Genomic DNA, 23,984 nt, shown 5'->3' on the forward strand with positions numbered 1-23,984 from the left:
TGCCAGCTATTATATGACAAAAAGGCTAGGGTAAAAAGAGCTGGTCAGTATTGTCCTTATTTTAGCCAAAACCAATCATTTATATGAGTGATGCATCACCTATTGAATCATACGGATGGCAAGTGCCATTGTCTATCGATTGGGCTCTAAATAATTGGACTCTAAATAGCAGGCTAAGCGTTAAAAAACGGATGATAACCATAAGCGCAATTTAAGCGACCATAAGGGTTGAATGCCCGTCAAACCTTGAGTCATCTCGCCATTCTTTAAGATGACATACGAAGGTGTCACTTGTCCTTGCCAATCAGCGAAGATGCTGCCTTCTTGATCATTTATCGTCGTAAAGCGATAGCTGTTTTTATTAAGGTAGCGGTGCAGCTCTTGGTCAGTGCTTGATTTAATGGCAATCGTAACGACTGGATAATCATTTGCGGCGGCAAGTTTGTCTATGGTCGGCGAGGTGATACTACAAATGGGACACCACGTGCCCCAAAAATACACCAGCGTTGGTTGTTCATTGCTCAGCGCCGCTAAGTCAACGACTTGCCCTTGATAATCGGTCAGTTGCAATTGCGGGTTGGCGGGCATGATAGGCTGTCGCCACCAATTGATAGCGGTATAAATAACAGCAAATACCAAGCCATATATGAGTAGGTTTTTAGCGATAGACAACCCCTTTTGCTTGGGTGTTTTCTTTGGCTTTTTAATGGATTTTTCAGTATCAGTATCAGTCGTCATAATGGCTGCTTTTTTGCTATAGGTTTTGTATAAACGGCTTTGATAAGTAGTTGTTGATAGATAAAAATAAACGGCTGAAATGTCAGCCGTATTACTCATAAATTTTATTAAACCGTGTTCAGTGTTGGTATTTTAAAGTGACTGATTAAGGTTTTTGCGCACGGTTTTGTAATGGGTCACCGAGCAGGACACTACCAGAGTTTTCGAGGCGCTCATCATCGCTTAGCTTACTGGCTGATACTTTAGATTTTCTCTTCCACTTCAAACTATACAAGTCGTCACGGCGATCAAGCAGATTATGTACCGAGCCTTCGTTACGGACATGAATAAGCTTGTCTAAGTTCACATCTGAGAAAAATACCATCTCAGTGTTGGCGGTGGTTTCTGCCATAATCGCATCATGCGGGAAAGCAAAATCTGATGGCGAGAAGATAGAAGACTGTGCGTATTGAATATCGAGACTTTCAACCTGTGGTAAGTTACCAACCGAACCACAAATCATCACATAGCATTCGTTTTCAATCGCACGTGCTTGGGCGCAGTGGCGCACGCGTAGATAGCCGTTTTGCGTATCTGTCCAAAAAGGCACGAACAAGATATCCATATCATCAAGTGCCATGAGGCGGGCAAGCTCAGGGAATTCAACGTCATAGCAGACCAAAATACCGATACGACCGGCATCGGTATCAAACACCTTGACCTCGTCACCGCCTTCGATGACCCAAGCGCTACGCTCATGCGGGGTAATATGGATTTTGCGCTGCTCTTCGACCGTACCATCGCGGCGGCACAAGTAGCTGACATTATATAACGTATCGTCCTCGTCCAAGTACGGCATCGAGCCTGTAATGACGTTGACGTTGTAGCTGACCGCTAAATGCGATATCTCATTTTTAAACCATTCGGTATAACCGGCCAAAAATCGAATAGCGACGTTTTGATCCGTCGATTCACACAGACCCATCAGCGGTGCGTTAAAGAACTCTGGTAAACAAGCAAAGTCAGAATTGTAATCAGCCATAATATCGACAAAGAATTCGACTTGCTGCAGCAGCTCTTCAGGTGACTCGACTTCACGCATTTGCCATTGGATACCACCAATACGCACCTCAGACTTACGAGTGTTTGGCTTATAGTCCTGCGGCTCGTAATAAATATTTGCCCACTCAAGTAAAGTAGCAAAACCTTTAGATTGTTTATCGTCAGGCAAATAAGCCGTTAAGATGCGCTTGACGATAAAGCCATTTGAGAGTTGGAAAGACAATGCAGAATCATGAATTTCACGAGCCGCGACGGCTTCAATATATTCGCCAGGTGTGAGATCTTGATGGTTATGATAGTTCGGGATACGACCACCAGCCAAAATAGCTCGGAAGTTTAACTGGCGACACAGCTCTTTACGGGCATCGTATAATCGACGTCCTAGGCGATAACCACGGTATTCAGGGTCGATCAGCGCATCTAAACCGTAAATAGCATCGCCTTCAGGGTTGTCTCTGATAATCTCTTTATGACCAATCAAGTCGTCGTAGGTGTGCGGGTTAGAAAACGTGGCATAATCAACACGCATAGATAACACGATACCAATCAATTGATCATGATCAAATAAAGCGATCTGACCTTCAGGGAAGGCATCGATTAAGGTATTAATAGTGTTCTTTGACCATGCACCGCCCAAGTTGACATAGACGCGATCCATCAGTGCTTTTAATTGTGGATAGTCTTTCTTCTTGATTTCAGCGATGGTTAGATGAAAGTCGTCTAGTTTTTCTATTTTGCTCATAATGTTCCTGCTTTGGATCTTTATTAATTTTAGTGATATCAAATAGCATGCGTTGCCACAATTTGGTTGGCAATTTTTTGTGTAAAAAAAGTGATAAAAATATTCCAATCATAAAATATTACCGTTACAATAAATTATCATTGTATTTACAATAAGTTATGAAGATAGTTTATCTTATAACTTCTGTCAGCTTTGGCGTTACTGATGTGTTTTTTGAACCTCATATCATTTTAAAGTAGCTATAAATTTAAATTAAAGTGACTATAAATTGAAGTATAGTCAGTTCAAAACAAAATTGTTATGGTTAGGACAAACATCATAAAACAACTTGGATAAGTCGTTTTCCAACCAGCCTTGGCGTAGAAACTTTACTTGTGCCCATTTCTTTTCAATAGGGTTCAAATCAGGGCTGTACGGTGGCAGCCATAGAATACGATGACCATGCCTGTTCAGTAGCTTTTGAATACGCTTACTCTTATGAAATCTGGCATTATCCATCACAATCACGCATTTGGTTTTAAGACTTGGGATTAGGGTTTGTTTGCACCATTCGTAGAATATGCTGCTGTTAATGTTGTGCTTAAAGTAATCTAGTGCAAACAGCATCTTGTTATACAGAGCGCCGATAACGTTGGTTCGCTTTTTACCTTGCCAGTTGTAGCTATCGATACAAGGCTTACCAATCGGTGCATAACCATGAGAGCGAATGGTCTCAGACTCAAAGCCACTTTCATCCATATAAACGATGGGATAGCCTTGCTGCCTAAAGCTATTAAGCTTACTCTGATATATCGCTCTTTTGATCGGACAGGCTTTTGGGTGTTCTAAGGTCTTTTTTTTGACTGATGCCTAGGCGCTTTAGGGCATGATAAATGCCTGTTTTACTACAGTTTAAGCGACGAGCTCGCTCATACTGGTAATCATCAGGATGTTCTTTGACGTCATTAAGTAGCACGTCATCTGGTATTTTATAGGGCTTGGTTTGCCTGGTTGTTTTACTATGAACACGCCGCTTCCAGTTCTGTATGGTGGTTGGGCTCAGATTATAAAACTCAGCCGCCTCGGCAAAGGTCATACCCTCGTCTAAGCTTTTTAGTACCTGTTTGCGAAAATCTAGTGAGTAAGTCATGGTCTTTATAATAACAATTGGGTTTGATAATTAGTTTATAACACTTTTAGGTGGAATTGACTATAACTATAAAATTTTTCATAATGTTCACAAACAGTCGTTGGGGTTAATACAAGCCAAGTGTTTGGTACAGATTTTAACCTGAGGGTGTCAGTACAGATATTCTGTTAGCTTAACATTATTTTTAAATANNTCTATTTGTTTTGCTGGTTATCATAACAAGCTACTCAAGTAATGACAGTTTAACGTGGTAACTATTTGCTACGTTTTTGTGAGTCGCTGTCTTTTTTCATTGGGGCATCGTTTTGTTTAGCCGTATTTAATCGGCTTTTTAGGATTGTTTTATTATGCCCTCAAGTCACAACAATAGAGTCAGTAGCTGGGATGAGATAGAAGACTCAGCGCTGGTTCAATTGGTGTATGTTAGTAGTTTGACACTTGTCTCACGTTTAAGCGCCTCTATATTTGATGAAGTAGAATGTCATGCGCGTAACTATAATCAACAGCATGGCATTACAGGTACTCTATGTTATGGTAGTGGTCATTTTTTGCAATGCATCGAAGGTGAGAAAGCGCACGTATTTGCCTTAAAGCAACGCATATTTGCGGATAATCGTCATAAGAATACTGAAATATTGCTGTTGCAGACGATAGAACATCGCCGTTTTGCGGATTGGCGTATGCGCTTATTATTTTTAGAGCGTTGGTTATGGTCACCAGCGAGCAAAAAGCAAGCTGCACAGTTATCGCCATATTTGCCATTTGCGCCGCATAATTGGTCACCTGATCGTACCGAGAATTTTTTACAAATCATCAAAACCTTTGATACGCCGCCACATATCAAAGCGGCTGGTATTACCTATAATGCACTGGGCAATATGTTTCGTCATATCGCCGCCCCGCACCAAGCATTTTTAATCGTTCAAGGTTTTTTAAGTGTGTTATTAGTGGTAGCGCTAGTGTTGTTATTTTTATAAATAATCGCTTTGATAAGCCAAAAAAAGACGCTAAACCATCACGTTTAGCGTCATTTTTTATGCCATTTTAATTATGAGCTTAATCATTGAATAAGCACTTACATATCAAAAATCTTGCCACGGTTCATAATATTATTTGGATCAAAGACTTTTTTCACCTCTCGTAAGTACTCAATCTCAGTCTCACTGCGGCTATAATGTAGATACGGCTTTTTAGTCATACCGACGCCATGTTCAGCCGAAACCGAACCGCCATACTTCTGTACCGTCTCAAAAACGTGTTTGTTGACGATTTGACACTCTGCAAAGAAATCATCTTTACTCATGTTTTCAGGCTTTAGAATATTAAGATGCAAGTTACCATCACCGATATGACCGAACCAGCAAACCTCAAAGTCAGGGTAGTTACTGCTGACGATGTGATCAATCTCGGTGATAAACTCAGGGACATAGCTTATCAGTACAGATACATCGTTTTTATAAGGCGTAAATACTGAGATGGTCTCAGAAATGTATTCGCGCAATTTCCACAGCTCTTCAGCCTGTGCCAAGCTCTGGCTCATGACACCATCGACGACCCAGCCTTGCTCCATACAATGCTCAAATATCGCCATGGCTTTATCCATGATAGGCTCGTATGGTGCTTCAAACTCTAATAGCGTATAGAACTTGGTGCGCGACTCAAATGGCTCTTGTACTTGACCATGTGCCATCAACTTATCAATCGCCACATCATCAAAGAATTCAAACGCGGTCAAGTCAATCTTCGCTTGGAAGGCTGATAGCACATTCATGACATCATTAAAGCTGTCCATGCCCAGTACCATGACATTTAAGTCTTGCGGCTGACGCTCAAGCTTAACTTGTGCATGGGTCACAAGCCCAAGTGTGCCTTCGCTACCGATAAACAATTGACGCAAGTCATAACCAGTGGCGTTTTTGACCATACCGCGGTTGAGCTGCAAGATATCGCCTTTACCAGTGACCACTGTCAGCCCCATAATCCATTGACGAGTCATGCCATAGCGTATGACTTTGATACCGCCTGCATTGGTGCCAATATTGCCACCGATTTGACTTGAGCCAGCTGAGGCAAAGTCGACAGGGTAGTACAAGTCTTTAGACTCTGCGAATGATTGCAACTGCTGAGTAATGACGCCTGCTTCGACTTCAACTATTCGATCGGCTGGATAAAACTGTCCGATACGGTTCATTTTATCCATACTGACGACAATCTCGCCATTGGCGGCGACGGCACCAGCTGACAAACCGGTACGACCGCCACTTGGCGTTAGTACCACATTGTGCTCATTGGCAAGCAGTACAATCGCTTGTACTTGCTCAGTAGTCTTCGGAAAGACGATGGCAGCAGCAGCAGGCGCAAAATGCTTAGTCCAGTCTTTGCCCCAATGCTCTAAGCTCTCAGGGTCGGTTTTGATTTGGATGGCGTCAAACTGATGAACATCCATCAAAGTGCTCAAAATAGTTTGAACAGCAGCTGTTGTATGGGTTGCAGAGGTGCTTTGGCTAGATAAAGAAGTCATGGTCAAATCTCGGTATAAACGTAAGCGCTATGCCTAAAGGGGATTATTATATCGCTAAATGGATATAAACATAGCCACATAGGTATGTTTATATAGTACGTATTTATATGATTATAAGTGAGCCAGTAAAGCAATGATAGAAAGATGTCATGTTGCGTGCTTATATGGCGGTAAATGGTAAAAAATAGTTTAATAAACGTCGAACAGCGTGATTTACTATAGCATAAAAATTTTTCAGGCTTGATAACCAATAATTCATCTAATCTGCTAACATCGCCGCCCAATTTTGTGTAAGATATCCAGACTGTTTTCGTTTCACCCACCCTATAGTTAAAGCATTGGTAAGTGGTTACGACGTTAACCTCATTTAATGTACTCAGTGTATGGTTTGCGCTTGGTTACTTTGTACCTACTTTAAACGGCTTCGACTACAGATTATCCCTCAGATAATTTTACAAGACAATTATAGGACAGTTCTCATATGGCGTTATCACTACAAAAAGACAAAATCCGGTTTTTATTGCTTGAAGGTCTACATGACAATGCTTTAAAAGTATTGGAAGGAGCTGGTTATCATAACATCGAGAATATCAGTCACGCATTAGATCAAGATGAGCTGATCGAAAAGATTAAAGACGCTCACTTTATCGGTATCCGTTCGCGTACGCAATTGACACGTGAAGTACTTGAGCACGCGCACAAGCTCATCGGTATTGGCTGCTTTTGTATCGGTACTAACCAAGTAGACTTAGACGCCGCTCGTGATTTGGGTATTCCCGTCTTTAACGCGCCATACTCAAATACCCGTTCGGTGGCTGAATTGGTATTGGCCGAAGCCATCATGCTATATCGCGGCATTCCTGAAAAGAACGCGACCGTACATCGTGGCGGTTGGGGCAAGTCTGCGACCAACTCACATGAAGTACGTGGTAAGACGATCGGTATCGTCGGTTATGGTTCTATCGGCTCGCAACTGTCTGTCTTGGCAGAAAGCTTTGGTATGAAAGTCATTTATCATGATGCTGTGACCAAATTGCCACTAGGTAATGCGGTACAAGTAGGTAGCTTAGAAGAGCTACTATCAACGGCTGACATCGTGACTTTGCATGTACCTGATGTACCAAGCACCCGCTATATGATGAAAGCTGAGCAGTTCGCCCATATGAAAGACGGCAGCTACTTCATCAATGCCGCTCGTGGTACTTGCGTAGAGATTGATGATTTAGCCGCTGTGCTTGAATCTGGTAAAATACTGGGCGCGGCGATTGACGTGTTCCCGAAAGAGCCAAAATCAGCTGATGAAGAGTTTGAATCTCCACTACGTAAGTTTGATAACGTTATCTTGACGCCGCATATTGGTGGTTCAACGCAAGAAGCGCAGGCCAATATCGGACTTGAAGTCGCTGATAAGTTCGTTAGATACTCTGACCAAGGTGATACGGCAACCGCAGTCAACTTCCCAGAAGTTTCTGTTCCGTTCAAAGAAAACTCACACCGTCTGCTACATATTCATAGAAACGTACCAGGCGTGCTGTCACAGATTAACCGTCTGTTTGCAGAAGCAGGGATTAACATCCTCGCGCAAAGCCTGATGACAGAGGGCGATGTCGGTTATCTAGTGATGGATGTTGATTATAACGATTCAGATGCCGCACTAGATCAACTAAAAGACGTAGAAGAAACGATTCGTGTGCGTATTTTGTTTTAAGTTATAGTGATAACTTATTCATAAAAAAGAGGCTAATAAGCCTCTTTTTTATTTTTAAACTATTATTCAGTAAATGCTTACGATATCATTACTACTCAATTGTTGATTAATTATTCATGGACTACTACAGGAACATATTATGTCAATGGCTTTTGGCTTCTGCACAGCATCTGATGACCAACTAGAAAATATAATTAATGGTAATATCGACCTTCATGAAATGCGTTGGAATACTGACAATCAGTATGAAAATTTCATTCAAGAATCATTCGAGTTTTATTCCATGGAAGTGCTAGAAATTTTGGGAAGTGGTGATTACCCGTTATCCAACTTATTATTTTTAGCAAAGGAAGATAAAGAGTTTTATGAGGCACAGGAAGGTCTTTTATACGATTCTGATGCAGTGACGCAAATTGTATCAGACTTTCAAGAGACAGACTTAAATGAAGTGGTATCAGATATGGGTTATGCAGAAGATCAAGATGTAATTAACCTGTTCCAAAAAGTTCAAAAACTATTTGAGTTCGCAAATGAGAAAGATATTAATGTGATAGGTTTCATAATTTAAAGTAATGTGGCAAGTTTTCTTACAATAAATCTGCCACATTTTTTAATAGACAATATTTACTTGCAATTATTTTTTAGCTTGATTAGCGTCTTCCGCTTGACGACGTGCTTCAATTTTAGCGGCTTTGCGTTTCTCAATCACATCAATCACATCACTACCAATATGCGCTTCGCCACGTTTCTTCGCCAGCTGCATTTGATGCTCGCGCTCACGAAAGCGTGCTTTTTGCTCGTCGGTCGCTTTATCAATGCAGTGTGGGCATGACTCGCCTTTGATGTAAGCAAGGCTTTGCATGTCATCGACAGTAATGGGCATACGGCAGGCGAAGCATTGCTCATAGTTGCCTTTTTCTAAGTTATGATTGACCGACACGCGGTTATCAAAAACGAAGCAATCGCCTTGCCACATAGAGTCGCTGGCTGGGATTTCTTCTAGATACTTCAAGATGCCGCCCTCTAAATGATACACCTCTTCAAAGCCTTGCTCACGCATATAAGCAGTCGACTTCTCACAGCGTATACCACCAGTACAGAACATCGCGACTTTTTTATGTTTGGCTGGATCCATCTCTTTTGCGACGTATTCTGGGAACTCGCGGAACGTTTCGGTATTTGGATTGACGGCATTTTGGAACGTACCGATTTTAACTTCATAATCATTACGGGTGTCGATAAGAATGACGTCAGGGTCTGAGATTAACGCATTCCATTCGCTTGGTTTTACATAGCGTCCAACTGATTGCAATGGATCAATATTCTCTACGCCCATTGTAACGATTTCTTTTTTGAGCTTCACTTTGGTACGATAAAAAGGCTGAGCATCGGTATAAGATTCTTTAAAGGTAAAGCTACCAATCGCTTCGATACTGCGCAGATACTCAAGGACGTTATCGATACCTTGGCGTGTGCCAGAAATCGTACCATTAATGCCTTCATTGGCAATCAATAACGTGCCTTTGACATCATTATCGAGCATATTATTTAAAATTGGCTCGCGGTATTGCTCAAAATCAGCAAAACGCGTGAACTTATATAGAGCGGCAACGACGATGTTATTGGTGACGCTATCGTAGGCTGGGGCTGATTTGTTGTCGGTGACAGTGCTGTTTTGGATATTGCTAGCTGTATTATGGTCTTGAATGGTACTCATTTTTTTCTCCTGCTGGCTAGGTCGCAAACCTAGTGCGTTGGGTTTAAGGTGCTTTTTAAAATTAACGGTTGAAACTAATTGGTAAGATTCATAACACTAGCGCAATTGTGGAATTGGCTAATGGGGGCGTAGTGTAGCAAATTTTGCAGAGTTTTTGAACATAACTCATACCCATAATGTTCGCAATATGAAGATATAGTGTACGAAAAACCTCTCATGGATTGAAATCTCTACAGTTGAAACAAAAAATAGGTAATTGTAGTCATCACAGTTCTTTCACAAAAGTAGCTTGTACTCGCTTCGAAATAAGAATGTAGGGTATCCATATAAGACAAGCGACAAGCGTTCGAACCAGCTCTTTAGTCGTATCAGGATCGAAAATAGGATCATTAGGGAAAATAATTTTAACCGCCATCGCATCGATAATGATGAATACGAGAGTAAACAGTAGAATGCCGATATAGAACTTTGGAAAGACAGCCTTCTTCAAGAAGAATAAGAATCCAACAAATATCCATGTGAGCACTAATGCACCATTAATAGTCATTTCTGCTAATATGATTGGCGCCCACATAGGATGATACGCTTCGGTTCCTGATGAGGTCAATATATCCCAAGAACCATCTTTGAATATTTCAGAATAAAGTGGAAAAATAAGAAAGATGATTCGTAAAGGTGAAGCTACTATCCCAAGAGCAACCAACCACAGCCAACCGCCTATCCCTTCTAACGGTTCTTCGCCTATCCCTTTTAAGTGTTCTGCCACCAAATTCTCCTTTAGTCATTGATTTAAAATTAAGCTGTAACTAGTAAACGTTGTCTCATGATAAGTCAACCTAAGCTGATATTATAGATAATAAAAAACCCAGCAGTTACGCTGGGTCTTTATTGTCTCAAATTTTATTAACTGGTTTACTTACTCTGGAACCAAGTATCCGCTTTGCTACGAGCGCTAGCGATATCTGAGCTTGATAAGTTCAATGCCAATTGTCCGATTTTACCGCGTGCTTTATTACGTACTTTTTCATCAAGCATACCATCACGGGCAGCCAAATCGTACCATTTATAAGCATCGACGAGATTTTTTTGCTTTTCATCGAGCAATGCAAGGGTATAGCTGGCACGGTTATCGCCACGCATAGCGGCTTTTTCTAACCAAACTTTCGCTTGTTGCAAGTTAGGCTGCACACCTTCACCACGCAAATACATGATGGCAAGATTCAACTGAGCAGGGGCAACGCCTTGCTGAGCCGCTTTGGTATACCACTGGATAGCTTGTTGGGTATTCTTTGCAATGCCTTCGCCTTTCTGTAAGCGCTTGGCTAAATAAAACTGAGCGTGATCGTTACCTTGGGCAGCGCGGTTAGACAGTTCACTAACTGGCATTAGCTCAAAACGTGACGTATCAAGTGGCACGTTTGATATTAACTCAGCGTTTGCTAGACCTGCACAAGAAAATAAGGCAGTAAACAACGCAGCTTTTAATAATTTCATAGCAGCTCCAAAATTAGGCAGTTAATAAGCAAAAAAAGTTGCACCGCTAAAAGGGTTTAGACGGCGATAACAATTAGGTGAAATCTTGCGATACCAACTTACCTAATCATTAGCAATATAATTAATCGATGTGTTGTGGCAAATTCCTTTAATCGAACCGATAAACGGTCAGAATCAGGGTGCGATTGACACTATTTTGCTAGCTTAACACCCAAACTTACGAAACTCAAATACTAATTACATGATTTAATGCTTATTCATACCTCATTGTCCTCAATAAAATCATAGAGTTACTTAAGCGTAAGAATAAATTAATAAGTCATTAAGGTTAAAATTTGTATTTATGAGTCGTGCTACCGCTTTGAACCAATGCTAGGGCGTGTCTTCAATTCAATCGATTATCTTCTAAATGGGCAAAAATGATTAAATTTTGCCAAACATCGTCAAATAGCTTAGCAATATCTCGATATTATTTGCGCTACTATCCTTATTTGACAGCAATTTATCTCATTTTTATCACCATTTTTAAAATGAAGACACGCCCCAGGTAGATAAACCTATTATTCAGGTTTTTGTTTGGTGACACGATAGATAGCGACGTCTGCCAATAGGTTGGGTGCTTGGCGTATCAATGCTTTCATAAGTGACGTATGACCTTTTTCAGAATCGCTGACGGCAAAGCGGTTGACGATATGAATATCATGCTGGGCGCAAAGCTGCTCAAAATCCTTAAACGTACACAGATGAATGTTTGGGGTGTTATACCACTCATAAGGCAATGCCTCTGAGACAGGCATCATGCCTTTAAGCCCTAAATGAATGCGGTTTTGCCAATGAGCAAAATTGGGGAAGGTGATGACGGCTTCGCGGGCAATACGTAGCATGTCAAGCAAGAGCACATCAGGCGATTTCACCGCTTGCAGCGCCCGTGCCATGACGACGGTGTCGAAACTGTTATCAGCAAAACGTGCCAGACCATCATTCAGGTCTTGCTCGATGATAGATAAGCCTTTGGCGATACCATCATTGATTTTTTCTTCGTCAATCTCAAGTCCGTAGCCAGTGACGCCGCGATTTTGTTGTAAATGCGCGAGTAGCTCACCATTGCCGCAGCCCAAGTCCAGTACATGTGAGTGCGGCGCAATCCAGCGCTCAGCCAATTGATGATCCATTCTCATGAGCGTGCTCCTGCTTTTTGCTGGCTATTTTGATTTGTGCCTTTTGCTGGCTGTTTTGATTTGCTGTCGGAGATAAATGGCGCAGTCAAAAATCCTCGGACGGAACCCATATAACGAGGAATATCAAATAAGAAAGAATCATGACCATGCGGCGCATCGACATTGATGTAGCTAACTGGTTTGCCAGTGGCCATCAGTGCATCGACAATCTCTTGTGAGCGCTCGGGTGCAAAACGCCAATCCGTGGTAAATGAGACCACCAAGTATTGGCATTGTGTATGGGCAAAGGCCGCTTTGAGCGCAGACAGCTCTTGCTGACGATTCTGTTCACTCTCATCTATTGTTGCCACCGTATCTTCTAACGCAGGTTGCGTGCTTTGTTTACTAGATTCGACTGATGTGGTGATTGAGTCCTTAAGCTGCGCTGCTGATTTTGTCGAATCTGTTGCCATGGCTGATGGATAATCACGTGTTGGATCAAAATAATCCAAAGCTTTGGTCATGAGCAAATAAGTATTGGCATCGAAGTTTTCGCTAAAGCGCTCACCTTGATAGCGTAAATAGCTCTCCACTTGGAACTCAACATCGTAGCCATACATAAATTTGCCAGACTTTAAATCACGACCAAATTTCGCCTTCATCGCGTCATCGGTTAAGTAAGTGATATGCCCAACCATCCGAGCCAATATCAGTCCGCGACGAGGGTAGGTGCCTGCTTGTAAATAACGTCCCTCTTTGAAATCAGGGTCGGATAAAATGGACTGCCGCGCCACTTCGTTAAAGGCGATATTCTGTGCTGAGAGCTTTGGCGTGCTGGCAATGACCACGCAGCGTTTTAACCGATTTGGATAATCAACTGACCATTGCAGCGCCTGCATACCACCCATTGAGCCACCAACAATGGCATGCCAAACGTCAATACCGAGACGATCTGACAGCATCGCTTGGGTTTTTACCCAGTCCTTAATAGTGACGAGCGGAAAGTCAGGACCATAAACTTGCGGCTCACTGGCTGGATTGTTTTTGTTTAAACTGTCTTTGTCTAAACTGTTTTTGTTTACATTATTCTGGTCTGAATCGATACTGTCAGGATTAATCGTTGTTGGACCGGTAGAGCCGAAACAGCTGCCGATGTTGTTGACACATACGACATAAAAATGATTGGTATCGATGGCTTTATTAGGGCCAATCATATTGTCCCACCAGCCAGCCTTTTTATCATCAGCACTATGAAAACCTGCCGCGTGATGACTGCCGGATAGGGCGTGGCAAATGAGTACCGCGTTTGATTTATCACTATTTAGCGTGCCATAAGTTTCGATGATTAAATCAAACGATGGCAAAGTACGATTACATTCTAACGTCAACGGCTCAGCGAAATGAAAAATCTGAGGCGTGACAATGCCGACTGAACCGACTGAGTCAACGGGATTAACTAAGCTGGCCGAATGAAGCGTATCTGTCGGGGACTGGTCACTGGTATTATTAGGGCGTGCGTTCAAAGCTACCTCGCAAGACAACAATCATCAATAAAATAAAAAGGGCAAACTGTCGATAGGCAGTGTTGCCAATACTGCTTTGCCGACACTGTTTTCTAAATGTTTTTCTTACAATGTGCTTGCCTATTGTATGGTGATGCGCGTAGGAGTACAACCGTCGAGCGAGTCTTTTGGGCATAGTCTTTTAAGCATGGTTCTTATGGACGATGGGTGGTAGGCAGAGAAGGGTTGGGGTGAATGGATGATTGATGACTATCCATAAATAGCAATAAATAGCAACTAAGTATCAAATTGTATAAGGGTGCTTTTACCATGCGTTATTAATGGATAAAATGCTACACTAATAAAGCATTTAATCAATCATGACTTAATAATCTTTTATCGCATATTCTTCTTTAATTAACCTAATAATAAAATAGTGCTGCTATGAAACCTGAACTGCCTCCCCGTATTGCCGTCCTATTAGTGAACCTAGGTACGCCAGATGAGCCAACAGCGCCTGCCGTACGTCGTTACTTAAAACAGTTTTTGTCTGACCCCCGAGTAATTGAGATTCCGAAATTCTTGTGGGCGATTATTCTCAATTTGTTTGTATTGCCAAGCCGCCCTAAACGTGTGGCAAAAGCCTATGCCAGTATTTGGGAAGGCGACTCACCGATTCGTAAGATACTAAAGAGCCAAGTGGAGCTATTGGAACCACGGCTTGCAAATAGTGCCGCACCATTTCGGGTTTCTGTCCATCCGGCGATGAGCTATGGCAATCCTGGTTTGCCTGATGTGATGGATACCTTGCGCGGTGAAGGCGTTGATCACTTTGTTATCTTGCCATTATTTCCACAGTATTCCGCTTCCTCTGGTGGCGCTGTTTATGATGCACTGACAAAGTGGACGCTCAAGCAGCGCAATTTGCCGAACTATACTATTGTCAAAGATTACTTTGCGCATCCGCTGTATATTCAAGCATTGGCTGATTCGATTAGCCGCTTTCAAGCAGAGCATGGCAAGCCTGACAAGCTGATGTTTAGCTTCCACGGCATCCCGCAGCCTTATGCTGATAAAGGCGATCCCTATCCTAAGCGTTGTAAATGTACCGCCGCACAAGTGGCTCACGCGCTTGGTCTAAAAGATGACGAATGGATTATCAGTTTTCAATCACGCTTTGGCAAGCAAGAATGGGTCAAGCCCTATACCGATGTGGTACTAGAAGATTGGGGCAAGTCAGGTGTGCGCTCGGTACAAGTCATTAGTCCGGCTTTTTCTGCTGATTGTCTGGAAACGCTAGAAGAGCTGGCCATCGAAAATCGTGAAAACTTTCTCCACGCGGGTGGACAAGAATATCACTATATTCCCGCATTGAACTTGGATGAGGCGCACATTGATTTGCTCGAAGCGCTTAGTGCGCCATTGGTCAAAGGCTGGGCGGGAACGCTAGATGGTTGGGCTTGATTAATTGAATTTGTAAGTTATAAAAAAATACCGGACATCATGTTCGGTATTTTTTTGACTAAATGATTTGAATGAATTTGATTAAAATAGAATAAAGTTGGGATTTTTGGTGACTGATATGTAAAACTATGCCAAATAAACCTTTGTTTCATTGTCATTGTTAGTTTCACGTTTGCTTAACTTTATTTTTGAGGATAAAAATGTCCAGCTCCAATTATTCACAACCTTCTGTGTCTCTACAAAAACCCGATAGTCAACCACCGAATTTACCGCCCACTGACGAGTATGGCGGCCTATTACCGCAGTTATTGGTAGAACCTCGAATGTGCCAAGCAGGGTGGGGTATAAGTTGGATTACCAAAGCATTTGCAATATTTAAAGATCAATTTTTATTATGGTTAGCTATTGGTGTTGTTTATTTAATCATTGCTATGATTGGTAGTAGCGTACCCGTGGTAAATTTCATCTTCCCTTTTCTTTCCTTTGTGTTTGTTGGTGGAATAATAAAAGGTTGTGCCGATCAAGCTGTAGGTAACGAGCTGAGATTTGACCATCTTTTTTCAGCCTTTTATACGCATCTCAAGCCATTAGTTATTTTATTCGTCTTGTATTTAGTGGCTGTTATTGTTGCAATGATACCTATGCTGATTATATTCGGTGGTATGGCTTTGTCTTTAGCTCAGGAGTCAAGTGACGTTGCGATTGCAGGTATGGTATTGAGTGTTTTATTGGTTTTTGTACTATTATTTCCTGTACTTATGGCTATCTGGTTTGCACCTGCTTTAATTGTGCTTCACAACATTGAGCCTGTTCAGGCAATGAAAATGAGTTTTAAAGGGTGTTTAAAAAATATCTTACCATTTTTCGTTTTTTGGTTGATTGCTCCTATAATAATGATATTGATGGTAGTTTTTACACTAGGGCTAGGTATGCTAGCACTGCTTCCAATAGGTATGATTACCTACTACACCAGTTACCGAGATGTTTGGACAGATCAGCCATTGTCAGCGCTATAGTTGGTTGCTCAACAGACCCTGATATCAGAAGTACGGTAAGCACAATAAAAAAGCACGCTCGATATAACGGGCGTGCTTTTTTGTTATGAGAGAGCTTTTTTATCATGAAAGAGCGTGGTTAAAAATCGTCATCATTACTACGTTCCGCCGCGTCTCTATCAGCGATATCGACAATATCTGGATAATCGCTGTCATCCAAATTATCGTCCACTAGTACTTCATCGATTCGCGATTCGTCTATATTTTGATGATGCATGGGTGTCAGCCCTTGAATCGCATCACTGCCGGCTTGCGAGTTGTCAAATCCTGCGCTATTGTCAATGACATCATCATTATCAATGGTATGCAACATAGGGTCAGCCAAATCAATTTCTTGGCTGTTATTATTGACGTCCGTATCACCTTCAATGTGATCCATTGCTTCTGGTAATGGGCTTTTTGAATTGTCCATCATAGTTTCCTCATTATTGATAGTTATTATTAATGGATGTGACTGATTTATTTATTAAGATTTATTTATTAAAAGCATTGTGATTTTATTAAAAACATTGTGACGTGTTATGACGCTTGCTAATAGTAGTAAGGTGTCACAGGATGTTCAAAAAATGTAAGACGGTCAGTAAAATTAGTACCCCTCCTAATAAAATAATAAGACTTTATAAAATGAGAAGACTCTATATGTTATCTCCTAATAAATTACTACTGACTGCAACCTTGATAAGCAGTGCGCTAGGTCTTATCGCATGTGAACGTTTAACGTTTGCCAGCAATGATGTAGGACTGGATGAAGGCATAGCAAAGCCGCCGCTTGTGATTGATGCCAAACTGCCAAAAGCCACGACAGCCATAGACTGCGCACAATTAACGCCGAAGCAAATAGTTAAGGTAAAAGGTCACAGCGTACTCAGTGCAAGCTGTGATTTGACAGCCAAGTCGATACGCTTTGAGTTGAATGATTCGCACAGCTCTCTCGACTGTCAGGGCGCACTACTCAGTACTCGCGCTGATGATGCGTCAACGGCCAGCGCAATTATGATTAAGCCCAAAACAGATAGCGCTATCGAAGATATTACCGTTGCCAATTGTCATGTGGATGGCTATGGTCATGCGCTACATATTCGCCAATATAGCCAGCCCAACCAGCGTTATGCGCGCGGCTTGATAGACCCTGCTGCCAATCGTGCGCTTGCACCAAGCGATATTCGTGTGATTAATGTGAGTAGTCAAAACAGTATCAATAGTGGCATATTCGTCGGCGATCATGTGCATGGAGTGAGCTTTGATAAAATACGTATTCAAAACGCAGGCACCGTTGGGTTATATCTGGAATTTGGTAGCCGCGATAATGTGATTCAAAATTCGGTGTTTGTCGGTAATGGTTTCCGTACCTTTAAGCCCAATCGTGAGGCCATTGCCGTGGATTCGTCGAGCAATAACCGTATCGAGAATAACCAGTTTATCCATAATGGGGCAGGCAGTATTTTGCTGTATCGCAATTGCTTTGAGCATGCCGATGATCAGGCGCGTGGTAATCATTTTAAGCGTACCGAGTCAAGCCGTGACAATATGATTCGTGGCAATACTTTTAACGATGAGCCAGTCGGGGTTTGGGTGGCGTCAAGGCAGTCGCGCAATCTCAAAGGTTTTGAATGCGGTGCTTATTTGCTGAAGCAAACGCCATTTGCCAGCTATCATTTAGACAGTGCTAAGGACAATCAGATCATTGATAATCGTTTTGAGCAAGTAGCGCAGGGCATTGTCGTGGAGGGTGACGGCACGCTAATAGCTGACAATAAGTTTGCAGCGAACGTGCGTTTGCCCATTCATGTCGGTTCTGAGATTCGGGAGGACAGCGCAGCAGGGGCAATAAAAAACACCATTATTAAAAACAATATTTTTACTGGCAAAACTGCCGAGCAAGCTATAAAAATTCGTGAGGCAAGCAAAACGGCTACTCATATTGAGCAGCCGTAAGTGTGGTTTTATATTAAAAAAGCGTTATCGGTAAACAACAGTATAACGAATAGGCGATGTTGTTATTAAGCACCAACCTTGGTATTGACCCAGCGGATTACAGAATCTGGCGTGACTTGCGAGACTGCTTGAAAGATTTTTGCTGGCATGCCCACAGAGTAATGCGTACTTTTGAGTTTACGATTGGGACTGGTCGTCAATTTACACAATGTTTTGGCGACATCGTTGACCGTTAGATGGATGCCCAAGCGATCCATACTGGTCACTTCGATATCGGCAGTCATGTCAGATTTGACCCACAGCGGCATCACATCGATCACCTTGATACCCAATTTTTCGTACTCAATATTAAGGCCTTCTGTGAGACCTCGCACAAAAAACTTACTGGCCGCATAAGTCGCAACTTCGGGTTGACCATAGATAGCAGAAGCAGAGGACACATTGATAATTTTGCCGTCTTTGCTATCAGCTAGATAAGGTGCCAGTTTATGACAGCCAATCAAAACACCTTTACAGTTGACGTCAATTAAAGCCAATTGCTCATCTAGATTGGTCGTTGGCAATGCGCCACTGACCAGCACCCCAGCATTATTAATGAGTGCATCAATACCACCGAAATGTTCAATCATTTGCTTGATCGCATTGTCCCACGAATCAGGCTGGTTGACATCCAGCTGACCTGTGATAACACGCTGTTGTTTGACGGCTTTCTTAAAAGATTTGTCTTTAATGGCGCTTTCAAGTGTGGCAGTATTGGTCGCAAATAACCCAATATGATGACCTTTTTCCGCCAGCCTTTTGGCGGTGGCCAAGCCGATACCACGTGATGCGCCTGTAATCAATATATTCATAATAAGTGACTTAATCGTTATTAATCATGAGTAAATCGAGGTCGTATATTAGGATGCTTATCCCTCGGACTTATTATTATAGTCATTCCACTATAATAATATTACTGCGTTAGCCTCGCTTGAAGTATTAAATATACATCTACACTCGGTTGCTTTGTACTGTTTTTAAATTGAACCGACTATAGTATAACAAATTCGTCTAAATGTATTTTGCTAGAGAGTATAACTATTGATGTAGAGCGCATGGTGATTAATATAACGAGTAGTTATCACTGTTAGCAGAGACACTCTGCGTTAGTGTGAAGCCGTTTGACAATGCAGCTCGCTCGTCTCTTCTGCTTGACAGTCGTACTCGTTTAAGTTTAAGCGCCACAAATAAATCAAGGCAATGCCATAAATAGCAGTCTCTGATAGCTCTTCTGTAATGACGCCAAAAGCTTCGGGAATCATAATGGCGTTTTCGCCCATATATTCTAATAATGCCAAGGCAGCGACGCTAAAATACAAAGAAACGGGTACTTTTTTTAATATTGCCCAAAGATAACGCCATGAATAAGCCAATAAACCAACGATCAGCACATAAACGATGGTCAGGATGAGGTCTTCCCACCAGTCATAAGAATGGCTGAACAACACAAAATCAGCGGGAACCAATAAGTCTGGTAGATAATTTAACTCACGGCGTATCACAGCAAAGAATACCAGCACCGCTGCCAACCAAAAAGCTCGAATCTGTTTAAACGTATTTGTGGCAGAGCGCTGTAGTAAACACTGCACGCAACGTAGCAGACAGGCGAATAAAATAATAATGCCAGGGATTTCGATGATGCCATCTGAACTCAAAATAAAAACCTCCTGATTTTTTAAAATAAAAAAAGTGAGCACAAAGGCTCACTTTAGACCGAACATTATCCAATGACATATAACGCAATAAGCCGCTATTATAACGCCAATGTCAGCGCTATAACGTTATTTAATATAACTAATGAGTCATATGTCATTGTTAATACAAGCAAACAAATGCTCTTTGTTGTGCACATTGCTATCGGCTATGTATACCTATGATGATACAACCAATTCAATAGATAGTAGGGTTAAAATAACGCTTCCATCCGTAATAATGCTGACGGGTAATGGTCCTTATCCGCTGTTTTATCATTGTAATAATTTAGCTCTGTTTGTACATAAAGCCACTCTCGCCAGACAGGTTGGCGGTAGCTTATAGCAGGGCCATAGCTGTTTAATGTTGATTTAGCATGGTCAAAGTAACCGCCAGTAGAGACACCATAAGCCAACTGTTTTTCATTGCCCAAGTAGTGTACTTGTCTGAGGTCGTTGCTCCAGTCTGTGCTTTCTTCATTGTCTTGATTGCGATAACGGATGGCGGTGCGATTATTGATGAACTGGTCAGCATTTGTACCATATTGCAGATTTAGCCCGCCTTTTGCATAGTGCTCACTATCGAGTCCATAACGATAGTAACTATCACTAGTGACAGTCCATTTTTTGCTGTCATACCAGTCTTTATCGACGCTCACTTTTACGTATAAGTCATCGAGCGAGCGAACCCCGACATCGATATCTGTTTTGACCCCTAACTGCTGCTCAACCTCATGACTAAAACGTGACCAACGAAGGGCGATAGAACCATTGTCTTCTCGCGTTTTTCTTCTGTTGACGAGTCCGTCTTGGTTACTGGTATTTGCTTGGTAAGTATCGCCCGTCACATTCTGTTTTAAGAAAGTATCTTCATCCAAATCCTCATCACCGATAATCAGGCTCAATCTTTTTTCTAATACTGGCAATCGTAAGCGGCCGCGAATCCTAGGTTCAACGCTCACGTCACTGCCTGATTGTGGATCGTTGACCCAGCGGGTATCTAGTACAACTCGTAAACTGGCTTTGGCAGGTTTTTTGGGATCTGGTTCGCCGAACCAACCGTCCATTTTTTGTGCCCATTCATGCAGCTGTTCTTGGACCTCTTCACGGCGCTCGTCCGTCCAGTTTTGTGCTCCTTGTACTGATCGAGCAGACTGCTCGGCAGATGTTTCGGTAGGTTGAGGTCGATAGCCAAATTGATTGAGGTTTTCATCTCGATTAGAGTTAGCATCATGAGATAACGAAGCCGTGTCAGATTTTAGCGGTTCGACTTTCGGCTCTGTGGTAGACGTAGTATCCGCCCATGCTTGCGTGCATAAACTTAAGCTGGCAAGTGTGTAAAGGGTAATGGTGTTGAAATTTGCTGGTTTAATCATGGAGAGCTTCAATTACTTTGGGTAGCTAAAAAGGACAAACAAAAGTATTATGCCATAAGTCGTTAAGCACATACATATAGAGGCGCTATTAGACCTCTTGCAAAAGTCATAAACCAAGCTCGAAATTAACAACACTGGCGAATAGCTTCATTCTAAGATCATAACGCTGACGACGGTTGCGATACTTATGAGCCACGATTTTGAACAACTTGATTAAGCCTATTTTGTGCTCAACCATAATACGAAACTTAGCCAGATAGTGATTGGCTTGTTTGCAGAGCGCTAACAGCTGACCACCACGTGGCTTTTTAAAGGGGGTGAAGCTTTGTTCATGTAACTTTGCAATGCCCTGATAGCCACTATCGGCTAATAGTTTAGTGTCACAAGGAAGCCAGTCAGGACAAGTATCTTTATACAGCTTAAAATCGTGCACTGACCCTTTGGACGTTTGAATATCTAATATTAAGCCTGTTTTCCAGTGGACGATCACTTGCGCTTTTAAGGTGTGTTGTTTCTTCTTGCCGCTGTAGTACTCTCTTTGGTTTTTTTTGGACGCTCAATTGGGGTTTCAGTGGCATCGACGATGACGACTGTCCAATTAATATCGTCATCGACTCTACTAGGCAGCTTTTTAGGCAGTTCAAACTTGCCTGAATCAATAAGAACATCTTCTACTTTACGAATGATACGACTGGCAGACGACTCATGAATGCCAAAGTCCATACTGATGTGGTACAGCGTTCGATACTCACGCCAATAAGTAAGTGCTAGTAGTATTTGTTCTTCAAGACTAAGCACGCTTGGTCTACCTGATTTAGTCTTTTGTGCTTCACATTGCTGCATAGCATCCAGCATTTCATGGAAGGTCGCTTTATGAATGCCTGTATAGCGTTTAAAGCCTGCATCATTTTTTTTGAGTAGTTTATCTATGTTTGGCATGGTTCCTAGCCAGTTGTGGATGTGTTTCTTATATTAAATCTCTTTGCTACTTTTGCAAGAGGTCTATTATATGAAAGTTTTAATCATTGTAAGCTTGTTTCTGATGGTCTTGCCTTCAGCACATGCTGAAATATCTCTTGATGCTAGGCAAGCTGTTGAAAAAATTATGAGTGTTTATTACAGTTCAAGCTATGATAAGTTGCGTGGTTGTACCTTATATGATGACGGCTCAGAAATCTATTGCCTTGCTCCTAAGCATTATGAATTTAAAAACATCGAGGGAGTAGATACTTTATATGTATTGGTTTCTGGTGATACGGTGGAAGATGGTGCACGAGTGACACCAGGACTTGGCGGATTATTCATACTTTATAAATTAGGCAATTCTTGGGTCGTCTCTGCAAGCAGTCCTTATATAAAAAATGGCGGAGCGGGTAGAAGTCAGCTCAAAGATTTTGATTTAAGAGAAGTGGGTGCTGATAGGTACGGTTGGGTAGGTAAGTTTTGTGGCTCCGGTGCAGGTGGTCAAACCAATTGTTCTTGGAGTATGTACGCTGCTATGACAAGTGGTAAAGTCGAAGAAGTGGCAAGATTGGATTTAGATTATTCGTATGAGCTTATGAGTAAACCGTCATATGGTGAAGCTGAAAGTGATGTTAGTATCAATACAGGTGGGGTTATGACTCAAGGCTTTTATCCCTTAAAAGTCACTGTCAATTACGAACACGGTCTTTATGATAACAACTACGAGCCAATACCCTCTAGTCTGGATAAAGGTACAGATAGCTTTATTGTAGAGTTCAACGAGCAGACACAGATGTTTAACTTGCCAGATGATAAAAGTTAAGATGAAAAATTCTTATTATCTTTAGCGGTTACTGTATTTATCTTTGTCTATCGAGTATCACTTCAGGCATCGTGTCAAGATAGCTGCTAACAGCTAAGCGATCACCATTTGAATCAAAATAATAAAAATTATTGCCTTTCAAAAACTTAAAAGTATCTATGTAATAATTATCAATGAAAATAGGCATGTCATACTCCGTAGGGACGATTATTTTATTATCTTTATTTATCATGCCATAACCATTCTCTTTTGCCACGACTGCCAAGCCATTATGAAATGAATCAGCATTCAGATAGTTTAAGGGTACAACAGTCTTTCCACTGCTATTAATATAACCCCACAGTTCATCCTTTCTTACAGGTGCTAGTCCTTCTGAGAAATACCTGATTTCGTCAAACTGATATGGAATAGTAAGTTCGCCAGTATCATTAATAACACCCCATTTACCCTCGTATTCAACAGCCGCCTTACCTTCAGAAAAAGGTCTGACATCATCATATATTATCGGAATAATGACTTGGTTTTTTTTGTTGATGTATCCATGATGTTCATTTTTTTTAACGATGGCGAGTCCATCAGAAAACTCAGCAGTAAAGTTATAACTGAATGGAACGATGATATTGGCTTGTTTATCAATAAAACCATATTTCCCATCTTTCTGAGCACTTGCTAAACCTTCATTGAAGTCACATAGCTCACCCCAACTTACTCCCTTCGACAACTTATATCCTGGCAATAATCCGCATGCTATTACGTAATTGCTTAAAGACAAGCTAAAAGCTAGGATGAGTGTGGTCGATAATTGTTTGATAACGGAATCCTTAGTCATCAACGTCAGCTCCTACGAATTAGATACTATCGATTGGGTATGATATGGGCAATCTAAAGA

Annotated in this window: 24 protein-coding genes; 7 read left to right on the forward strand and 17 right to left on the reverse strand. The window is 41.7% G+C overall.

The annotated features are described in order from the left end of the window. Positions 1–180: 180 nt before the first annotated feature. The 4 genes from B2575_RS07670 to B2575_RS07685 all read right to left on the reverse strand — a co-directional run bounded on the left by B2575_RS07670 (position 181) and on the right by B2575_RS07685 (position 3,650). On the reverse strand, positions 181–738 hold the full coding sequence (locus B2575_RS07670) for a protein disulfide oxidoreductase (RefSeq protein WP_296241021.1): 558 nt from the start codon (positions 736–738) through the stop codon (positions 181–183). A gap of 145 nt (positions 739–883) precedes the next feature. Then, on the reverse strand, positions 884–2,521 hold the full coding sequence (locus tag B2575_RS07675) for a carbon-nitrogen hydrolase family protein (RefSeq protein ID WP_045453728.1): 1,638 nt from the start codon (positions 2,519–2,521) through the stop codon (positions 884–886). A gap of 279 nt (positions 2,522–2,800) precedes the next feature. Beyond that, complete coding sequence (locus tag B2575_RS07680) at positions 2,801–3,325, reverse strand: IS630 family transposase (protein ID WP_349681514.1); 525 nt, start codon at positions 3,323–3,325, stop codon at positions 2,801–2,803. Beyond that, positions 3,300–3,650 carry an IS630 transposase-related protein gene (locus B2575_RS07685; protein WP_296240977.1) on the reverse strand — a complete coding sequence of 117 codons (351 nt, stop codon included), beginning with the start codon at positions 3,648–3,650 and terminating at the stop codon, positions 3,300–3,302. The genes B2575_RS07680 and B2575_RS07685 overlap by 26 nt, the downstream gene beginning before the upstream one ends. A 347-nt stretch (positions 3,651–3,997) precedes the next feature. On the opposite strand from B2575_RS07685, the gene B2575_RS07690 reads away from it, so the two are divergent. Continuing rightward, complete coding sequence (locus tag B2575_RS07690) at positions 3,998–4,627, forward strand: BLUF domain-containing protein (RefSeq protein WP_201602099.1); 630 nt, start codon at positions 3,998–4,000, stop codon at positions 4,625–4,627. A 98-nt stretch (positions 4,628–4,725) separates the two neighbouring features. Here the strand turns inward: B2575_RS07690 and B2575_RS07695 are convergent, their stop codons facing one another. Continuing rightward, the gene (locus tag B2575_RS07695) at positions 4,726–6,096 is read right to left on the reverse strand and encodes an FAD-binding oxidoreductase (protein WP_296241028.1); all 1,371 of its coding nucleotides are present in this window, start codon (positions 6,094–6,096) and stop codon (positions 4,726–4,728) included. Between the two features lie 556 nt (positions 6,097–6,652). On the opposite strand from B2575_RS07695, the gene serA reads away from it, so the two are divergent. Both serA and B2575_RS07705 read left to right on the forward strand, forming a co-directional pair. Beyond that, positions 6,653–7,879, forward strand: a complete 1,227-nt coding sequence (serA, locus tag B2575_RS07700) for a phosphoglycerate dehydrogenase (RefSeq protein WP_201602093.1) — start codon at positions 6,653–6,655, stop codon at positions 7,877–7,879. A 139-nt stretch (positions 7,880–8,018) separates the two neighbouring features. Beyond that, positions 8,019–8,447: a hypothetical protein gene (locus tag B2575_RS07705; RefSeq protein WP_087814015.1), complete on the forward strand. Its 429-nt coding sequence runs from the start codon at positions 8,019–8,021 to the stop codon at positions 8,445–8,447. Between the two features lie 66 nt (positions 8,448–8,513). Here B2575_RS07705 and B2575_RS07710 read toward each other — a convergent pair whose 3' ends face one another. From B2575_RS07710 to metX, 5 genes are all read right to left on the reverse strand, one after another. Further along, positions 8,514–9,596 carry a rhodanese-related sulfurtransferase gene (locus tag B2575_RS07710; protein WP_227697620.1) on the reverse strand — a complete coding sequence of 361 codons (1,083 nt, stop codon included), beginning with the start codon at positions 9,594–9,596 and terminating at the stop codon, positions 8,514–8,516. Positions 9,597–9,861: 265 nt separating this feature from the next. Continuing rightward, positions 9,862–10,362: a DUF2569 domain-containing protein gene (locus B2575_RS07715; protein WP_198329678.1), complete on the reverse strand. Its 501-nt coding sequence runs from the start codon at positions 10,360–10,362 to the stop codon at positions 9,862–9,864. 146 nt (positions 10,363–10,508) lie between these two features. After that, positions 10,509–11,090 carry a tetratricopeptide repeat protein gene (locus tag B2575_RS07720; protein ID WP_045443681.1) on the reverse strand — a complete coding sequence of 194 codons (582 nt, stop codon included), beginning with the start codon at positions 11,088–11,090 and terminating at the stop codon, positions 10,509–10,511. Positions 11,091–11,650: 560 nt separating this feature from the next. After that, positions 11,651–12,268, reverse strand: a complete 618-nt coding sequence (gene metW, locus B2575_RS07725) for a methionine biosynthesis protein MetW (RefSeq protein WP_296240991.1) — start codon at positions 12,266–12,268, stop codon at positions 11,651–11,653. Then, a complete protein-coding gene (gene metX, locus B2575_RS07730) occupies positions 12,265–13,671 on the reverse strand; it encodes a homoserine O-acetyltransferase MetX (protein WP_296241030.1) in 1,407 nt (468 codons plus the stop codon). Before metX ends, metW begins: the two co-directional genes overlap by 4 nt. 522 nt (positions 13,672–14,193) lie before the next feature. Between metX and hemH the strand changes: the two genes are divergently transcribed. After that, positions 14,194–15,213: a ferrochelatase gene (gene hemH / locus B2575_RS07735; protein ID WP_109591036.1), complete on the forward strand. Its 1,020-nt coding sequence runs from the start codon at positions 14,194–14,196 to the stop codon at positions 15,211–15,213. 200 nt (positions 15,214–15,413) lie between these two features. After that, positions 15,414–16,229, forward strand: coding sequence for a BPSS1780 family membrane protein (locus B2575_RS07740; RefSeq protein WP_250163709.1), 816 nt, complete (start codon positions 15,414–15,416; stop codon positions 16,227–16,229). A gap of 118 nt (positions 16,230–16,347) precedes the next feature. Here the strand turns inward: B2575_RS07740 and B2575_RS07745 are convergent, their stop codons facing one another. Continuing rightward, a complete protein-coding gene (locus tag B2575_RS07745) occupies positions 16,348–16,683 on the reverse strand; it encodes a hypothetical protein (protein ID WP_250163710.1) in 336 nt (111 codons plus the stop codon). A 224-nt stretch (positions 16,684–16,907) separates the two neighbouring features. Here B2575_RS07745 and B2575_RS07750 point away from each other — a divergent pair, with 224 nt between their 5' ends. Beyond that, positions 16,908–18,203 carry a right-handed parallel beta-helix repeat-containing protein gene (locus tag B2575_RS07750; protein ID WP_250163711.1) on the forward strand — a complete coding sequence of 432 codons (1,296 nt, stop codon included), beginning with the start codon at positions 16,908–16,910 and terminating at the stop codon, positions 18,201–18,203. 65 nt (positions 18,204–18,268) lie between these two features. Here B2575_RS07750 and B2575_RS07755 read toward each other — a convergent pair whose 3' ends face one another. From B2575_RS07755 to B2575_RS07775, 5 genes are all read right to left on the reverse strand, one after another. Beyond that, a complete protein-coding gene (locus B2575_RS07755; protein WP_198329684.1) occupies positions 18,269–19,054 on the reverse strand; it encodes an SDR family NAD(P)-dependent oxidoreductase in 786 nt (261 codons plus the stop codon). A 294-nt stretch (positions 19,055–19,348) separates the two neighbouring features. After that, complete coding sequence (locus B2575_RS07760) at positions 19,349–19,897, reverse strand: hypothetical protein (RefSeq protein WP_227697621.1); 549 nt, start codon at positions 19,895–19,897, stop codon at positions 19,349–19,351. A 251-nt stretch (positions 19,898–20,148) separates the two neighbouring features. Beyond that, positions 20,149–21,309 (reverse strand): hypothetical protein, encoded by a 1,161-nt coding sequence (locus B2575_RS07765; protein ID WP_250163713.1) that lies wholly within the window; start codon positions 21,307–21,309, stop codon positions 20,149–20,151. Between the two features lie 106 nt (positions 21,310–21,415). Further along, positions 21,416–21,799 carry a transposase family protein gene (locus B2575_RS07770; RefSeq protein ID WP_244656536.1) on the reverse strand — a complete coding sequence of 128 codons (384 nt, stop codon included), beginning with the start codon at positions 21,797–21,799 and terminating at the stop codon, positions 21,416–21,418. An 8-nt stretch (positions 21,800–21,807) separates the two neighbouring features. Further along, positions 21,808–22,248, reverse strand: coding sequence for a transposase family protein (locus B2575_RS07775; protein WP_193007402.1), 441 nt, complete (start codon positions 22,246–22,248; stop codon positions 21,808–21,810). A gap of 70 nt (positions 22,249–22,318) precedes the next feature. Between B2575_RS07775 and B2575_RS07780 the strand changes: the two genes are divergently transcribed. Continuing rightward, positions 22,319–23,095, forward strand: a complete 777-nt coding sequence (locus B2575_RS07780) for a hypothetical protein (protein ID WP_296241006.1) — start codon at positions 22,319–22,321, stop codon at positions 23,093–23,095. A gap of 37 nt (positions 23,096–23,132) precedes the next feature. Here B2575_RS07780 and B2575_RS07785 read toward each other — a convergent pair whose 3' ends face one another. Then, positions 23,133–23,924 (reverse strand): WG repeat-containing protein, encoded by a 792-nt coding sequence (locus B2575_RS07785; RefSeq protein WP_250163716.1) that lies wholly within the window; start codon positions 23,922–23,924, stop codon positions 23,133–23,135. Positions 23,925–23,984 lie beyond the last annotated feature (60 nt).

It is taken from the genome of Psychrobacter sp. UBA6739 (assembly GCF_002453835.1).
Lineage (GTDB): Bacteria > Pseudomonadota > Gammaproteobacteria > Pseudomonadales > Moraxellaceae > Psychrobacter > Psychrobacter immobilis_A.

What these genes read in the sequence shown, in the direction of transcription:
- B2575_RS07670 (WP_296241021.1), bottom strand. Translation starts at nt 738, where the DNA reads ATGACGACTGATACTGATACTGAAAAATCCATTAAAAAGCCAAAGAAA.
- B2575_RS07675 (WP_045453728.1), bottom strand. Translation starts at nt 2,521, where the DNA reads ATGAGCAAAATAGAAAAACTAGACGACTTTCATCTAACCATCGCTGAA.
- B2575_RS07685 (WP_296240977.1), bottom strand. Translation starts at nt 3,650, where the DNA reads ATGACTTACTCACTAGATTTTCGCAAACAGGTACTAAAAAGCTTAGAC.
- B2575_RS07690 (WP_201602099.1), top strand. Translation starts at nt 3,998, where the DNA reads ATGCCCTCAAGTCACAACAATAGAGTCAGTAGCTGGGATGAGATAGAA.
- B2575_RS07695 (WP_296241028.1), bottom strand. Translation starts at nt 6,096, where the DNA reads ATGGATGTTCATCAGTTTGACGCCATCCAAATCAAAACCGACCCTGAG.
- serA (WP_201602093.1), top strand. Translation starts at nt 6,653, where the DNA reads ATGGCGTTATCACTACAAAAAGACAAAATCCGGTTTTTATTGCTTGAA.
- B2575_RS07705 (WP_087814015.1), top strand. Translation starts at nt 8,019, where the DNA reads ATGTCAATGGCTTTTGGCTTCTGCACAGCATCTGATGACCAACTAGAA.
- B2575_RS07710 (WP_227697620.1), bottom strand. Translation starts at nt 9,596, where the DNA reads ATGAGTACCATTCAAGACCATAATACAGCTAGCAATATCCAAAACAGC.
- B2575_RS07720 (WP_045443681.1), bottom strand. Translation starts at nt 11,090, where the DNA reads ATGAAATTATTAAAAGCTGCGTTGTTTACTGCCTTATTTTCTTGTGCA.
- metW (WP_296240991.1), bottom strand. Translation starts at nt 12,268, where the DNA reads ATGAGAATGGATCATCAATTGGCTGAGCGCTGGATTGCGCCGCACTCA.
- hemH (WP_109591036.1), top strand. Translation starts at nt 14,194, where the DNA reads ATGAAACCTGAACTGCCTCCCCGTATTGCCGTCCTATTAGTGAACCTA.
- B2575_RS07740 (WP_250163709.1), top strand. Translation starts at nt 15,414, where the DNA reads ATGTCCAGCTCCAATTATTCACAACCTTCTGTGTCTCTACAAAAACCC.
- B2575_RS07745 (WP_250163710.1), bottom strand. Translation starts at nt 16,683, where the DNA reads ATGATGGACAATTCAAAAAGCCCATTACCAGAAGCAATGGATCACATT.
- B2575_RS07750 (WP_250163711.1), top strand. Translation starts at nt 16,908, where the DNA reads ATGTTATCTCCTAATAAATTACTACTGACTGCAACCTTGATAAGCAGT.
- B2575_RS07755 (WP_198329684.1), bottom strand. Translation starts at nt 19,054, where the DNA reads ATGAATATATTGATTACAGGCGCATCACGTGGTATCGGCTTGGCCACC.
- B2575_RS07765 (WP_250163713.1), bottom strand. Translation starts at nt 21,309, where the DNA reads ATGATTAAACCAGCAAATTTCAACACCATTACCCTTTACACACTTGCC.
- B2575_RS07775 (WP_193007402.1), bottom strand. Translation starts at nt 22,248, where the DNA reads ATGCCAAACATAGATAAACTACTCAAAAAAAATGATGCAGGCTTTAAA.
- B2575_RS07780 (WP_296241006.1), top strand. Translation starts at nt 22,319, where the DNA reads ATGAAAGTTTTAATCATTGTAAGCTTGTTTCTGATGGTCTTGCCTTCA.
- B2575_RS07785 (WP_250163716.1), bottom strand. Translation starts at nt 23,924, where the DNA reads ATGACTAAGGATTCCGTTATCAAACAATTATCGACCACACTCATCCTA.